This window comes from Mediterraneibacter torques (genome assembly GCF_044591705.1).
Classification (GTDB): Bacteria; Bacillota; Clostridia; order Lachnospirales; family Lachnospiraceae; genus Mediterraneibacter; species Mediterraneibacter torques.
In genome coordinates this window covers 660,515-676,174 of record NZ_CP172594.1, presented here as the reverse complement: position 1 = coordinate 676,174, position 15,660 = coordinate 660,515, and the positions used below count along the sequence as shown (strand labels likewise).

The 15,660-nt window shown below is 42.7% G+C and carries 10 protein-coding genes; 1 reads left to right on the top strand and 9 read right to left on the bottom strand.

Translation table 11 applies throughout. The features are described from left to right. Positions 1–249 precede the first annotated feature (249 nt). The 9 genes from ACH9UM_RS03090 to typA all read right to left on the bottom strand — a co-directional run bounded on the left by ACH9UM_RS03090 (position 250) and on the right by typA (position 14,718). Positions 250–5,841, bottom strand: a complete 5,592-nt coding sequence (locus tag ACH9UM_RS03090) for an alpha-N-acetylglucosaminidase TIM-barrel domain-containing protein (protein WP_400091928.1) — start codon at positions 5,839–5,841, stop codon at positions 250–252. Between the two features lie 348 nt (positions 5,842–6,189). Then, on the bottom strand, positions 6,190–6,963 hold the full coding sequence (hisA, locus tag ACH9UM_RS03085) for a phosphoribosylformimino-5-aminoimidazole carboxamide ribotide isomerase (RefSeq protein WP_004846478.1): 774 nt from the start codon (positions 6,961–6,963) through the stop codon (positions 6,190–6,192). A gap of 123 nt (positions 6,964–7,086) precedes the next feature. Then, the gene (locus ACH9UM_RS03080) at positions 7,087–7,482 is read right to left on the bottom strand and encodes a hypothetical protein (RefSeq protein WP_004846479.1); all 396 of its coding nucleotides are present in this window, start codon (positions 7,480–7,482) and stop codon (positions 7,087–7,089) included. Positions 7,483–7,570: 88 nt separating this feature from the next. Then, positions 7,571–8,392 (bottom strand): RNA polymerase sigma factor RpoD/SigA, encoded by an 822-nt coding sequence (locus ACH9UM_RS03075; RefSeq protein ID WP_004846480.1) that lies wholly within the window; start codon positions 8,390–8,392, stop codon positions 7,571–7,573. A 65-nt stretch (positions 8,393–8,457) separates the two neighbouring features. Continuing rightward, positions 8,458–10,431: a fructose-1,6-bisphosphatase gene (locus ACH9UM_RS03070; protein ID WP_400091924.1), complete on the bottom strand. Its 1,974-nt coding sequence runs from the start codon at positions 10,429–10,431 to the stop codon at positions 8,458–8,460. Between the two features lie 63 nt (positions 10,432–10,494). Further along, positions 10,495–11,253, bottom strand: a complete 759-nt coding sequence (dapB, locus tag ACH9UM_RS03065) for a 4-hydroxy-tetrahydrodipicolinate reductase (protein ID WP_004846482.1) — start codon at positions 11,251–11,253, stop codon at positions 10,495–10,497. Between the two features lie 272 nt (positions 11,254–11,525). Next, entirely contained in the window at positions 11,526–12,035 is a 510-nt protein-coding gene (locus tag ACH9UM_RS03060) for a hypothetical protein (RefSeq protein ID WP_004846483.1), read from the bottom strand. A gap of 145 nt (positions 12,036–12,180) precedes the next feature. Then, positions 12,181–12,738 carry a ribosome hibernation-promoting factor, HPF/YfiA family gene (gene hpf / locus ACH9UM_RS03055; RefSeq protein ID WP_009242722.1) on the bottom strand — a complete coding sequence of 186 codons (558 nt, stop codon included), beginning with the start codon at positions 12,736–12,738 and terminating at the stop codon, positions 12,181–12,183. Positions 12,739–12,891: 153 nt separating this feature from the next. Then, a complete protein-coding gene (typA, locus tag ACH9UM_RS03050; RefSeq protein ID WP_009242723.1) occupies positions 12,892–14,718 on the bottom strand; it encodes a translational GTPase TypA in 1,827 nt (608 codons plus the stop codon). A gap of 249 nt (positions 14,719–14,967) precedes the next feature. Between typA and ACH9UM_RS03045 the strand changes: the two genes are divergently transcribed. Next, positions 14,968–15,597 carry a single-stranded DNA-binding protein gene (locus tag ACH9UM_RS03045; protein WP_004846486.1) on the top strand — a complete coding sequence of 210 codons (630 nt, stop codon included), beginning with the start codon at positions 14,968–14,970 and terminating at the stop codon, positions 15,595–15,597. The last annotated feature ends 63 nt before the right edge of the window (positions 15,598–15,660 follow it).

Here is a 15,660-nt window from a genome sequence, read left to right as displayed (position 1 = left end):
CCGCCTTTTACGCACAAAAACGATACTCTTATATCGGAAATAATGATCCCATTCAGAATCATTCAATCACCGGAAGTACCAAAAGGCACATTCCGGGAGTGCAAGCGGTCGCCAAGGTCACGGGCAAGCCCAGACTTTGGCTTATCGCCATTGCAAAAAGCACAGAACCCATTCCAAAGGCTCTGTGCTTTTCTCATTCATCCGCACACAATATTTGATTATCCTGTGCTGATTTTTTTATGCATTGCTCTATGCTCTTTTTCTTCTTCTGAAAATAACAACTGCGGAAGCTACCAGCATGAACGCCCAGAACATGATCGGTGTCTGATCGCCTGTCTGAACTGCCTGACCTTTCTGTGAATCCGGATTTTTATCCTCATCTTCCTTAACGTCATCTTTTTTCACAAGCAGTTTCTCTGCATCTTTTAACGCTTTTAACATATCTTCAACGTCTTTTGCCGTCGCTTTCTTGTCTTCCAATACCGCTTTTGCTTTTTCCAAAACGTCTTTATATGCTTTCACTGACGCATCCGTATATCCGCTTAAGTCTTTCTTTTCAGCCGCTTTGATCGCTTCTTTCAATGCTTCTAACTGCTCTTTGCTCGGCTTTTTGTCTTCTTCCTGCGGATTGTCTTTCTCTACGAGAAGCTTGTCTGCATCTTTTAATGTTTTCAGCATATCTTCAACCTCTGTTGCCGTTGCTTCTTTATCTGACAACATTGTTTTTGCTTTTTCCACAACATCTTTATATGCTTCGACAGACGCATCCGTATATCCGCTTAAATCTTTCTTTTCAGCCGCTTTGATCGCTTTCTTTAATTCCTCTAACTTTTCTTTGCTCGGCTTCATTTCCAAATCAACGGCAGCTTTCTGCAGTTTAGCCAAAGCGTCGTCTACCTCTTTTTGTGCCGCCTTCTCATCTTTAAGAACTTCCTGCGCTTTATCATATGCCGCCTTAAAAGCATTCCATGTCGAAGGAGTATACTCTTCTTCTTTATCTGCGTATTTCTTTGCGAAATCTACATAACTCTGAAGCGCAGTCTTATCCACTTTATCCGGACTCGGTTTTGCAGTCAGTCCGCTGATCGCAGTTTCAAGATCCGTCTTCGCCTGATCTACTTCTGTCTGTGAAGCATCCGCGTTTTTAAGTACCGTTTCAGCCGCTGTCAGCGCTTGCGTATACTTCGCTGCGGATTCTTCCGTATATCCCGAAAGATCCCCGTACGCTTTTTTCGCCTCATCAACCGAAGCCTGCAGTTTTGTGAAATCTGCACGTTTTACAAGTCCGTTTACCGCTGTCTCAAGCGCTGTGCGAGCCGCCTCGATATCCGCATCAAGCGCATTTTCATTTTTCAAGACTTCATTTGCCGCATCCAATGCGCTCTTAAACGGCTGCCATGTGGACGGAGTATAGTCTTTTTCAGTCTTATCGCTCACTGCATCGACCAATACTTTCAGGCTTGTCGTGTCACCTATAAAGTCAAGCATATGTACGATTTCAAGCAATTCTGTGTACGCTTCGTCAACCTGCTCCTGTGACGCTTTTTCATTATCTTTCACCTGAACTGCTTTCGCAAGCGCTGCATCTAACGCTTTTTTCACTTCAGGAACGACATGTTCATATTCCGGTTTTTCTTTCGCGCTCTGTGCGTATCCGATCAAAAATTCAAGGAACTGCTTATTTACCTGTTCCGGCTGCGGTTCTTCTTTTTTCGGAGCCATTATACGGATTTCTGCCGCAGATGCAAAGTTCTTTCCTGCCTGATCTGACAATGTTCTCACTGCATATAATCTAACGTTTGTCGCCTCTGTCTGATCAAACTGAGCCCATTTCCATCCTGAATCATTTGTCCATGTTCCTGTCGCCACTTCATGATAAGACTGTCCGTTATCATTGCTTACCTCAATACGGTATTCAACGATCACACCGTTCACCGCGCCGTTTCTTGGAAGTATACGCAGTCCGTTGACAGTCTTGCTCTCTCCCAGGGCAATATCGATCCACAGATTATTCTGGTCGTCGCCTTCATATTTACTGTGCCAAAGCGTTGACACGTCTTTATCCAGAACATATGATGCAGGTCCTTCTTTCCCTGTCTGCGGCTGCGCGCTTCCTGCCGTAGCAGTCATCCCTTCTGTCGGAAGGTCAAACTCATCATTTGCCGCCGGATTTTTTACAGAGTAGTTTTCTAAAATTTCTGCTCCGAGTGTTTTCAGATCCTGCGGTGTCGCAGTTGTCGGATACTCTTTATTGCTGCGTACCCATTCCCATTCCCACTCAAACCAGTCGATATTACTCTCATAATCCGTTCCCGAAAGCTCGTTTGTTCTTGCTGTGATCCAGCGCTGCCATCTTGCTTTATAGAAATCACCGATCAAGCCTGACCACTGACGGTTAGAGTAATCTTTCAGACCGCCTTTTTCCGCCTGATTTTTCGATCCCCATGTAGTAACGAGCGCTTTTGCATTGAACTCATACAGTTCTTTTGTAAAGTCATCCGCATTATTTGCAAGCGCTTTTGCCTGCTCTACCCATCTTCCGAGAAGGAAGTATTCGCTTGTTCCCGTTACTTTTTCCATGTCTTCGATCACTGACATGAATTTTTCCGAATATTTTTTAAAGCTGTCCAGATCTTTTGCGCTGAACGCTGCAGACATACCTTTTTGATATTCCTGAGCGCTGTTGGAAAGTACCTGCTGCAAAACATTTGCCAGATCGTACTGATATCCTGCGCTGTCTTTCAGCTTATCATAATCAGCTAACAGAAGCGCTGCCGCTTCTTCAAGATCGCCTTTTTCATAGCTGATCACCGCGTTGCCCCATGTAGAAGCCGCCCCGATCGTAAGATTCGGTCTTGCATTTACAACTGACTCCGGCGCACCCTGTCCAAGGCCGTTTAAGCTCGCCTTATATACTGTTTCTTTCAAAATATCCCATGCCTGATTTGCCGACTCACTCTCTGCTCCGTATCTTCTCGTCGCATAATCATCAAGCCATGTGTCAAGATCGATCACTTCCATCTTCTGTGACGCATCATCCTGCCAGATCGTCTCGAACAAGAAATCATACAATACCGGGTTATTTACACTCGCCTCAGGAGTGATTCCGATTCCCGCGATATATTTCGTCTCATTAAATACTTTCGGAATATTATTTGCAAGGTTGTCAAGATGTCCGTGCAGTCCGAGACGTCCTCCGAAGTTATTCAGCATACAGAACAGCCACGGAGTCTTGTCAAATTCTTCCTCGTCTCCATATGCTTCCGCGCCGGGACGTCCTTCATCATAATGCGGGTCTTTCTCTGCGTACAAGTCAAGAATCAGCGCATGATCTGTTCCCTTTTCCACTCTGTCAAGACCGTTTAACAATGCAGTTGTCGGATTACCCTGCCATGACTGGATGATCCAAACCGCATCTTTGTCTGCCGTGATCATTTCAGTTAATACTTTTTCCGAAATGTCGGACGCATTCATACCGCCTGTAATGCCGCCTTCGTGGAACGGGTCTGTCGCATAATAGTTGCTTACGTCTCCGTAAACTTCTTTCTGACACTGATAGAATTTCTTCGCATATTTTTCAAATGTAGAAGAAGTTGTCTTTAACATCGTCGGACGCTGGAAGGAACACCACTCGCCCTGCTCGATCACTTCTGCATTTTTGTCATAATCGTGAATATTTGTCGGAACCATTCCGCTGTAACCTTGCAGTACAGGCTGCATTCCGAGTTTTCTCATAATAAGCTGATTCTTTCTTGCCAGCTCTGTTCTCTCTTCAAACCACGAGTCATGCACCGGGCCTCCGAAACCGGAAAGGTTCGCCATATATGCCCACGCATAATATGCAGGTCCTGCAATAAAGTCTTTAATATCTTCGTGAGAATATCCAAGTTCTCCTAAAAATCTTCTCCATACTTCTTCCTGCGCTGTCGCGTCAAGAACGACGTTCACGCCGTTTAACGCCAGCCAGTCTAACTCGTCACGCCATTCCTGCTCTCCCCAGAACGCCATAGAATAAGAAAGCGTACAGTAGTTATAAGAGTAGCGGACTTCCGCCTTCGTCTCTTTAAATACTTTTTCTGTCACAACAGGTTTATTTTCCGGCATATCTGCCTGATCTCCCACTTGTGAAAGATTTACCTGACAGAAATATTTCAGATAATGGTTCAGTCCTGTCGCAAGAGAAACACCGTCGTTTCCTTTGATTTTCACCTGATCTCCATCCATGGAAAGTTCAAAGTAATCATAACCGTTCTTTTTCGGATTCTCCGCAAGTTCAAGCTTAAACCAGTCTTTGTAAGCTTTTCCGAGTCTTCTTTCGATAATACCGTAAACTTCGTTTTTCGTATCATTTTCTGTAATCTCTACATTATATTCTGACTCTTCATATTTTACTGTATTGATCTCAGGTCTTTTCTGAACTTCTGACTTGCTCTCTTTTCCTGTCACACGGACTTCGTTCAGTACAGCCGCCGTAGACGCGGAATTATATTCCATATAAACGCGGACGATTCTCGCTTCTTTTCCTTCCGCCTGGTAAACTTCTCCCTTTTCAGCATCACAGGAATCTTTTGATGTCTTCTCTGCCAGTTTATCAAAATCTCTTCCGTCCATACTTGTATAGATCGTATACTGAGAATATCCATTCTCCGGTGTATATACTTCTACCGTATCAAGGTTATAATTTTTCTCCAGATCAATATCTACATAAGACGGATAATATGCGCCGGTCCACTGTGTCTTTTTGCTTCCGTCCGTAATATTTTTCGCCGTATTTTTTCCAGACGGCGTATGTACCGGTTTCTTAAATGCGATACTGCCTGTATCCTGTACTTCGATCTCGCTTCCGTACACCTCAAACTCTGCCACTGCCGGCCATCCGTTCTGCGTTCCGCCCTGTGTCTTACAAGAATGCATAACAATCTTCACTTCTGAATACTGCGCGGCATTAAACTTATAAACCTGCGCATAATTATCTGTACGGTTTGCCTTCTGGTGATCTGCAATCTTCGTATAATCGCTGTCTCCTGCTTTCTTCGCCAGGATGCTGTACTCGAACGCGAAATCAACACTGTCCGTATCTCCCACATGCTCAAAAGCAATGCGGAACGCATCCATCGTTCTTGCCTCGTCAAAATTCAAAGCGATGTACTTCTCTGAAGTCTGCGCTTCATTGTGGAACTTATACAATGTTTTGTCGTTTCCGTCAACAAGGTTTGCTGATCCTTCAGATTGATTTTCGTTTCCGTCTGTTGTGATCTTCGCCTGATTTGCAATGTTATTGTAATCAGACACTTTTTCTTCCTGCTCTTCAAACACTTCCACTTCCTGAACCGACGGCCAGAACGCGCCCTGACTTCCATCAGAATTCTGCGGATCGGAAAGCGTTACATAAATATGCGTTGCCGACTTCGGCACGTCCGCTGTAAACTCTTCTTTTGAATCTACCGTCATTCTCTTGCTTCCGAAATCAATCAAATCCGTTGTAATGCCGTTCTGTGCATACTGAACTGTCACAAGCGCCGTTCTTCCTGTACTGTTATCCCCGTCTTCGCCAAGTTCTACAGCCACTTTTGAAATACTGCGTCCTTTATCCAACTGGATCACAGCCGTTGCAGGCCACGTTCCTTGTGTCTGCCAGCTTGTTTTCGGATCACCGTCATTGATGTTTCCGATTACATAACTTCCATTCTCACCGTTCTGCGTACTTACCGTACCGTTAACGGCAACATTGACAAGCGTTGTCTTCGCCTCTGCTTTTTGCGGAGCTATGCCCGCAAATGCGCTAATAACCATGCAGGAAGCAAGAATCGATGATACGATCTTTCTAATCTTCTTTTGCATTCTTCCACTCCTTTATCATAATATCAGACCGAAGCAGCATATCTGTTTTCTATATCATGGCATATCTCTATACAAGACGCCACGCCGAATACAGGCAGAAAAAAAGATCGGATATTTTCCGGCATAATGCATAGAAAATATCTGATCTTATCTGTTCAAAGCCGCCATCTATGTCTTTGCTCTTTATCAGAATAGCAAATTTTCTCAAAAATGTCAATTTATACATTTGTATTGCTTGTTGTACATTTGCACCGCTTATATCATGCTCTTTTCTATCTATTAATACCAAACAGACCTTTCAAAATATACCATTTTTTCTCAAATAGTCACCTGTTATGCATCTTTTCATCAGTTATATTTGTTCACAATTTTTCTATATGAAACAGTTCCTCCGAAAAGATCGAGGGCGCTTCCTATCGTAAAGTCAAGTTGTCCGCCGCCCAAACTCCGAAACCGTTCCAAATCGTCTTCCGAACTGATTCCTCCGGCGTATGTAATCGGAATTTTTCCCCATTGCCCAAGCATATGTACAAGTTGTTCTTCCATTCCCGATCGTTTTCCCTCTACATCAACGCCGTGGATCAAAAACTCATCACAATAAGAAGATAATTCCTCAAGAACAGCGGCGTTCAAACGTAGATTCGTATATTTTTGCCAACGATCTGTAACTACATAATAATCTTCACCTTGTTTTCGGCAGCTCAAATCGAGCACGATATGCTCTTTTCCTACGGCATGAACAAGCTTCTTTAGATTTTCTCTGCAAAATTCTCCTCCGCGAAACACATACGATGTGACGATCACATGGCTCGCTCCGCATTCTATATATTCATATGCATTCTCGTCTGTAATCCCTCCTCCTATCTGCAGTCCTTTCGGATAAACACGAAGAGCCTCTTTCGCCTGTTGTTTTGTCTGTTCATAATATTCTGACTGCCGGCTGTTTAAAAGAATAATATGACCTCCTCTCAGACAATCTTCCTTATACATATTCGCATAAAATGCGGCGTTTAAATCAGATGCGAAATTCGTCTTTGCCATGTTCCCCTCATCTTTTAAACTTCCACCGACAATCTGTTTTACTTTTCCGTTATGAATATCAATGCACGGTCTGAATTTCATCTGCCCTTCTCCTTATGTATTGTTTACACTATTACAAGATCGACCGCAGACATAAAGTTCCTTCTCTCTGCGGTCGAATCAATCCCGATTATTTTATAACTGTTCTTATCATGCGACAAAAAACTATCTCATAGAGTCATCGGCATTTCCTGTTGCATCTCCCTGATCTGTATTTTTCATACGGTCGCCTTCTTTTTTCGCTCCGTTTTCATCAGTCAGATCATCCGCCGCATTGTCAACACCGTCTGTGACATCGTCTGTCACATCGTCAATTCCGTCTGTGACATCATCTGTTACGTCATCAACTCCCTGAGTCACATCATTTACCGCATCATCAAGAATACCGTCTCCTTTTTTATCTGACTTGTCCGACGCATCGTTGCGATCGTTGTCTCTGTCTTTATCCGTTGTCGTCTGATCCGCCGCATTATCTGTTTTATCTTTGCCCGCACATGCTGTCATGCCAAACAAAGTGAACACACAGAGCGTCAGCAAAATGAGTTGTTTCATTTTTTTCATAAGAATATCTCCCTTTCCATAAATATTGTTGTAGTTCTAATATCTGCAATATTTTCAATATTTATACATTCGGGATTTTTTCTTTTTGCTACAGAGCCTTTTTCCTCAGTTTTTCCATCGCTTTTGATTCAATCTGACGCACACGCTCTCTTGTTATACCAAGACTTTCACCGATTTCTTCTAATGTATATGTGCGGTCTTTCCCCAATCCAAACCGAAGGCTGATCACTTCTTTCTCTCTGTCGTTCAAAGTTTCAAGAAGTTCTTGTACTTCTTCTTTCCTGACAAGAACGTCCATCGCATCTTCCGGCGTCGTCTCAGATCTGTCTTCTACAAAATCTCCAAGACTGTCCTCGCCATCTTCCCCTACCGGAGTTTCCAAAGATACCGGATTTCGAATATAAGAAAGAATATTTTTCACTTCCTCTTCTGTCCGGTCGCCAAGCTTCTTTGCAATCTCCCCCGGTTCTGCTTCTCTTCCGAATTCCTGCTGCAGTTCTTTTGCTGCTTTTTGCACCCGTTTTATATTTTCCGCAACGTGAACCGGAACTCGAATTTCTCTTGACTGCTGATCGATGGCTCTTGTAATTGCCTCTTTGATCCACCATGACGCGTAAGTTGAAAAACGGTTATCTTTCGTATAGTCATACTTTTCGGCAGCATGCATCAATCCGATATTTCCTTCCTGAATCAGATCCATTAACGGCAAACCTCTTCCCGTATAATGTTTTGCGATAGAAACGACGAGACGAAGATTCCCTTCTTCCAGTCTCGCTCTTGCGGATTCGTCTCCGTCTGAGATTCTTCTGCCCAATTCTTTTTCTTCCGTCTCGTCCAACAGAGGAATCTCCCCTATCTCATTCAAATAGATCCGAAGCGGTTCTGACTCCTGAATTTCTTCTTTTCCCATACAAACCTCACTTTTATTTATCTGTTTTATATTCTCTTTATGTTCTGTTATATATCCGATACCTGCTATCGTTTTTCTCTGAGCTCACCGTTTCTGTATGCGACAAGCAGTCGTTCAAGATCTTTTACCTGACGTTTGAGTTCCTCACCGATATCCGTATCTCCGACTAAAAGCCTCTCCCTGACTCTTTTCACTATCATCGTTTCGGAATGGATATCTTTTTCCTTTGCGATCGCCGACTCTGTAGATTCAAACGGCTCGTGCGCAACAAGCAGAAGTCCATATGAATTAAAGATCAAAGTATAACCTGCAATTCCGGTTTCTTTCTGATACGCTTTGGAAAATCCGCCGTCGATCACAAGCACTTTCCCGCCGCATTTCACGGGATTTTCCCCGTCTTTTCGTTTCACCGGAACATGTCCGTTGACAATATGAGACACCGCCGGGTCTAACCCAAACTCTTCCAATATCTGATTGATAACTTTTTCATTTTCAAGCAGGGAGTAATACGGATTCTTTTTCTCTATGTGAGTTTCCGCATCTTGCAGAAAATACCGTTCAAAAGTTGCCATCTTATCTTTTCCGAAAAGCGGAGAATCAGGATGCAGCCATATATACCACATGATGTCCTTTCCATCCTGCCTTTCATTCTCATCAAGAGCAAAAAAGCCTTTTCTCACATAAGAATCCAGAACATCATAAAGTTCTTTTCCACCGTAAGACTTGCCGAAAAGCCGAATTTCTTTCAATTTTCCGTCTTCTGTGAGCGGAACACATCCGTGATAGAGAAGATTATCATTGTAAACTTTATACAAACTTCCCTTGTTCAGCAAAAACCTCATATGCCTTTGAAGCTTCTCACAGTGCAGAAACGCCTTTTCAAGCCGCTTCATGATCTCCTCTTCCTCTTGAGTAAAAGCGTACGGATCTTTCGGATCGACTGTAGGAAACGCCGTATCCAAAAGCGGATATTTCTTTCCGTCCAGTTCAATCGTACCTTTTTCAAAATCAATTCTGTGCAAAAGCGCCCTGTTTTCTAAATGAAATGCTTTCTGCCGACGGATGATCTGCCCTTCCACTTTAAATTGAATGATGGAGATTGCTTTATGAATCCTCATATTCATTTGCATCTCATCAGGATCTATCCCTTCAACCGCTTTTAACCGAAAACAAATACACGGATCATCCCCGTAAATCCGAAGGGCAAATGCTGCCAGAGGAAGAAGATTGATCCCATATCCATCCTCCAAAATATCGAGATTTCCGTAACGTGCACAGATGCGGATCACATTCGCAATACAGCCCCATTGTCCCGCAGCCGCTCCCATCCAAAGTATATCATGATTTTCCCACTGAATATCGACAGAGTGATAAGACATCAGTTTATCCATAATAATATGAGGACCGGGACCTCTGTCATAAATATCGCCGACAATATGCAGATGATCTACAACGAGCCTTTGGATCAACTCTGAAATTGCCTCGATAAAATCTTCTGCTCTTCCGATCCGTATAATCGTTGAAATAATCTCATTATAATATGATTCCTTATCATGTACCTCCGCTTTCTCCGTGATCAGTTCCTCGATCACATAAGCAAAATTTGGGGGAAGCGCCTTTCTTACTTTCGACCGCGTATACTTGCTCGCCGCTCTTTTGGCAACTTCGATCAAACGATATAGATGTACTTTATACCAGTCTTCCATATTCGTCTCTGTCTGCCGGATCAGGTCCATCTTTGCTCTCGGATAATAGATCAGCGTTGCCAAAGATTTCTTATCTGCGGCACTCATCGTATTTCCGAACACATCCTCGATCTTTCTTCGGACAGATCCGGATCCGTTTTTTAAAACATGAGAAAAAGCCTCATACTCACCGTGTACATCTGTCAGAAAATGTTCTGTTCCTTTCGGCAGATTCAAAATCGCCTGAAGATTGATGATCTCCGTCGATGCCGCCGCGATTGTCGGATATAAGTCTGACAATCGGGTCAAATACCGTTTCTGGAGTTCTTTCAGTTCTTTATATTCTTCTTTCATGCTTGTCTGCCCCCTTGTTCCACAATACACCGCACAATTTATATCTCTCATGTACGTCGGATGTCACAATCCGACCACATCGCTCATATCATACATACCGCTTTCTTTTCCGGCAAGGAATTTTGCCGCCTCGACAGCGCCTTTTCCGAATACGCTTCTCGAGTATGCCGTATGTTTAAATTCGATCACTTCGTCTGTTCCCGCAAAGATCACCTCATGTTCCCCTACGATCGTACCTCCGCGAAGAGCTGAAATTCCGATTTCTTTTGCATCACGTTTCTGGCGGACAGTGCTTCTGTCATATACATAATGATATTCGTTTCCAAGCGCTTCATTCACCGAATCCGCAAGTGCAAGCGCTGTTCCGCTCGGGGCATCCAGTTTCTGATTGTGATGTTTTTCCACAAGTTCAATATCATATCCCGCCGGAGCAAGCACTTTTGCCGCATCTTTTAAAAGTTTTAAAAGGAGATTAATTCCAAGAGACATATTCGCCGACTTTAACACCGCCGTCTTCTCTGCCGCCTTCTCTGCTTTTGCAAGCTGCTCTTCCGAAAGTCCTGTCGTGCAAAGCACAACCGGAAGTTTCTTATCCACGCAATAATCCAAAAGCGAATCCACTGCTCCCGCATTTGAAAAATCGATCACAACATCTGCGTCTTCCGTACATTTTTCCACCGAATCAAATACCGGATAATCATTCGGCGTTTCTGTATATGTGTCAACACCTGCCGTAATAACGGCATTTTCATCATTTTTTACGATCTCCGTGATCATCCTTCCCATTTTTCCGTTGCATCCATGCATCATTATTTTAATCATTTTATTTTCCTCCTGCCTGTATCATTTCACGTTTCAAAAACAATCGTTCACTACAAGTTTTTTTCCTGCGGCTCATTATTGAATCAAAAACGGATTTTTCTCTACTCAAAAAAGGATATCACATTTGAGTTCGCATCTCAACATATGATATCCTTTTCACAAAGTTTCTCGTAACAATTCAGCCACGATAAGCGCACAGTGCGGTTTTACGAATGGCGTGGGCTGAACTGTTACAGTTTCTCGATAACCGGTTCGTCAGATCATACCCGTCTTTATTCCTCATGCAAAGATAAAATCTCTGTAATATTTGACAGGTCGATTTCCGGATCGATCACCTTGAAACCTATCGTAACTTTTGTCACGTTACAGCCGGCTACATTGAATTTATTATACCATGATATAACTCCATGATATGACGATGCAGGTGCATTCCCCTTTTCAATACACTTCGTATGGATCAGATTGTTTTTTAACACCTCATATTCAAAAGAGTCTATCATTAAATAATTGCTGTCATAATAAACCGAAAACTTAGACTCCATATCAAATATATATTTATCGGCAAATTCAAAATAAATCTTCTCTGTCCGGTTATCCTTCGCCTCATATTGTATGGAACAAACTCTGCTCTCATTATGATCAATAAATAAATCTTTTTTAGAACTTTCCTTTTTTAAGATACTTTGTAAATCAGTCTGCTTAAAACTAAGTATCGAATATCCCGCGCATATCAATAAAACAAATACTGCGGCTATTGACAATAATTTGATTTTATCTTTCATGTGAAGTTCCTCATAAACCTTTCAAGACAACTTATCGGGGGGCAGCTACACAACAGTCAAAGCGCCCGCAAAACAGTGCGAACAGTTTTGCGGGCGTTCTGTACGTTAATTCTGTTTACTGATGAAAAATGACAATTCGGTCAGTTTATGAAAATTCCGGCTCGATCAGTCCGAAAGATCCGTCCTTTCTTTTGTATACAACATTTACTTCATCTGTTTCTGCGTTTGAGAAAACGAAAAAGCTATGTCCGAGCAGTTCCATCTGGATGCAGGCATCTTCAGGGAACATCGGTTTAATACCAAACTTTTTCGTGCGGACGATGCGGATTTCATCGTCATCAGATGACTCGTCGTCGGATTCGATAAACTCTTTTTTAATGCTTCCTGACGGAACAGCAGCAGTAGGATGTCCCTGGCTTTTCGCAACAAGTTTGTTTTTATATTTACGAAGCTGCCGTTCAATAACCTCTTCTACAAGGTCGATCGACACATACATGTCGCTGCTCGTCTGCTCGGAGCGGATGATAGATCCTTTTACAGGAATCGTCACTTCGATTTTCTGACGTCCTTTTTCCACGCTAAGCGTTACGATGATTTCTGTTTCAGGAGTGAAATACCTCTCAAGTTTTCCTAACTTTTGTTCGATAGCCTCTTTAAGCCCCGGTGTTACTTCAATGTTTTTTCCGCTGATGATAAAATTCATGCTGTTCAACTCCTTTTTGTATATACTTAACATAAACATGTGTAAAAAGGATGTTTATATTATGAAAATATTATAACACAGAACAGCTCTAATGTATATAATAAATCGTTTTGAATTCTGTAAATTCTTCAAATTTCATTAAATTATCATAATTTATTTCATCATACTTCTCTTCCGCATCCTTGAATCCAGGATTTTTTTGCGGATACGCAGCGTCTTCGGCGTCACCTCCAAAAGCTCGTCGGTGTCGATAAAATCAAGAGCCTGCTCAAGACTTAAAATTTTAGGCGGAGTCAGTCTCAAAGCTTCATCTGCGCTGGAGGAACGTGTATTTGTCAGATGCTTTGTCTTACATACGTTCAACTCAATATCATCTGTTTTTCCATTCTGGCCGATCACCATACCTGAATAAACCTTTTCTCCCGGTCCGATAAACAAAGTTCCGCGTTCCTGCGCGCTGTATAAACCATAAGTTACAGATTCACCTGTCTCAAATGCGATAAGCGATCCCTGCTTACGATACTGGATATCGCCTTTGTACGGCTCATATCCGTCGAAGCTTGTATTAATGATACCGTTTCCTTTTGTATCTGTCATAAATTCTCCGCGATATCCGATCAATCCTCTGGACGGAATGGAAAACTCAAGACGTGTGTAACCGCCGTTGGAAACCCCCATATTGCGAAGTTCTCCTTTTCTTTGGCCGAGTTTTTCGATTACAACTCCTGTAAATTCATCCGGCACATCAATATAAGCTGTCTCGATCGGCTCAAGTTTCTTTCCGTTTTCATCCGTATGATAGAGAACTTCCGCTTTGCTTACTGCAAACTCATATCCTTCGCGGCGCATATTTTCAATCAAAACGGACAAATGAAGTTCTCCGCGTCCCGACACTTTAAAACTGTCTGTATTTTCCATTTCTTCCACTCGAAGACTTACGTCTGTGTTCAGCTCTTTAAACAGGCGGTCACGCAGATGGCGGGAAGTTACATATTTTCCTTCCTGTCCGGCAAAAGGACTGTCGTTTACAATAAACTGCATCGCAATCGTCGGTTCTGAAATTTTCTGGAAAGGAATTGCCTCTGCTTTTTCAGGAGAACAAAGCGTATCTCCGATCGATATATCAGAAATACCGGAAATAGCGACGATCGATCCGATCGTTGCACTTTTAACTTCTGTTTTGCTCAATCCGTCAAATTCATATAATTTACTGATCTTTACTTTCTGCTGTTTGTCCGGATCATGGTGATTGACAAGTATCATATCCTGATTCACACTGATCGTTCCGTTATCCACTTTTCCGATACCGATACGTCCGACATATTCGTTGTAATCGATCGTGCTGATCAGCACCTGCGTCGGAGCTTCAGGATCTCCTTCCGGAGCGGGAATATATTCGAGGATCGTTTCAAATAACGGTTTCATGTCCTGCTGCGGATCAGACAGATCAAGGCATGCAACTCCTGCTTTGGCGGATGCATATACAAACGGGCACTCAAGCTGATCGTCAGATGCGCCAAGATCGATGAAAAGTTCAAGAACTTCGTCGATTACATCGTCAGGTCTTGCTTCGGGACGGTCGATCTTGTTGATGCAGACAATGACAGGAAGGCTTAATTCAAGCGCTTTTCTTAATACAAATTTTGTCTGCGGCATTGCGCCTTCAAATGCGTCGACAACGAGGATCACGCCGTTGACCATTTTCAGCACACGTTCTACTTCTCCGCCAAAATCCGCATGTCCCGGCGTATCGATAATGTTGATCTTTGTTCCTTTATAATGAACTGCCGTATTTTTGGACAGGATCGTGATCCCACGTTCCCGCTCAATATCGTTCGAGTCCATAACACGTTCCGCCACTTCCTGATTTTCACGGAAAACACCGCTTTGTTTTAAAAGCTCGTCAACCAATGTCGTCTTTCCGTGGTCAACATGGGCGATGATGGCAATGTTTCTTACATCTTCACGTTTTGTCTTCATAAATATACACTCTTTCTTTATTTTCCCCTGCTAAGGGAGTGATTTATAGTTATAGTTTTACTGCAACTGTTATATTTTATCATAAAATTTTCATTTTACAAGAACGCATGTCGAAATTTTGTGTCGAACGATTCTGTATGAAATCAGTTCTAAACAAGATGAAAAAAACATAAATTTAGTAGTGACTCAAAAATACAAGCAGTGCCGGACAGATACCCCGGCGATAAGAGGAGAGGAGAATTACAGAGCATGTCAGATAAGATTATTGAGAACAATCAGGTAACGGTTATAGGATCGGTGGCTTCGGAATTTACATACAGCCATGAAGTATTCGGAGAAGGATTTTATATGGTAGATATTCTCGTGAAACGGCTGAGCAATTCCAGTGACAGGATCCCGGTCATGGTCTCGGAACGACTCATCGATGTAACGCAAGATTACAAAGGCAGAAGCATTATGGTGTCAGGACAATTCCGGTCATATAACCGTCATGAAGAACAGAAAAACAGACTTGTTCTTTCAGTGTTTGCACGGGAAATGGAGTTCATCGAAGAAGAACCGGACGGCGCAAAGACAAATCATATTTTACTGGAAGGATATATGTGCAAGACACCGGTATATCGAAAAACCCCTTTAGGACGTGAGATTGCGGATCTGCTTCTTGCCGTAAACCGCCCTTACGGGAAATCAGATTATATCCCTTGTATCTGCTGGGGAAGAAACGCACGGTACGCATCGAACTTCGATGTAGGAGAACATGTGCGTATACTGGGAAGGATCCAAAGCAGAGAATATGTAAAGAAATTATCCGAAACAGAAACAGAGACAAGAACGGCATATGAAGTGTCAGTGAGCAAACTGGAATGTATTGATGAGTAATCTCATCATTTAGCAAATCCGGGCTTTTGCTCGTTGCCTATACAAATAAGGAACGCTGCTTAC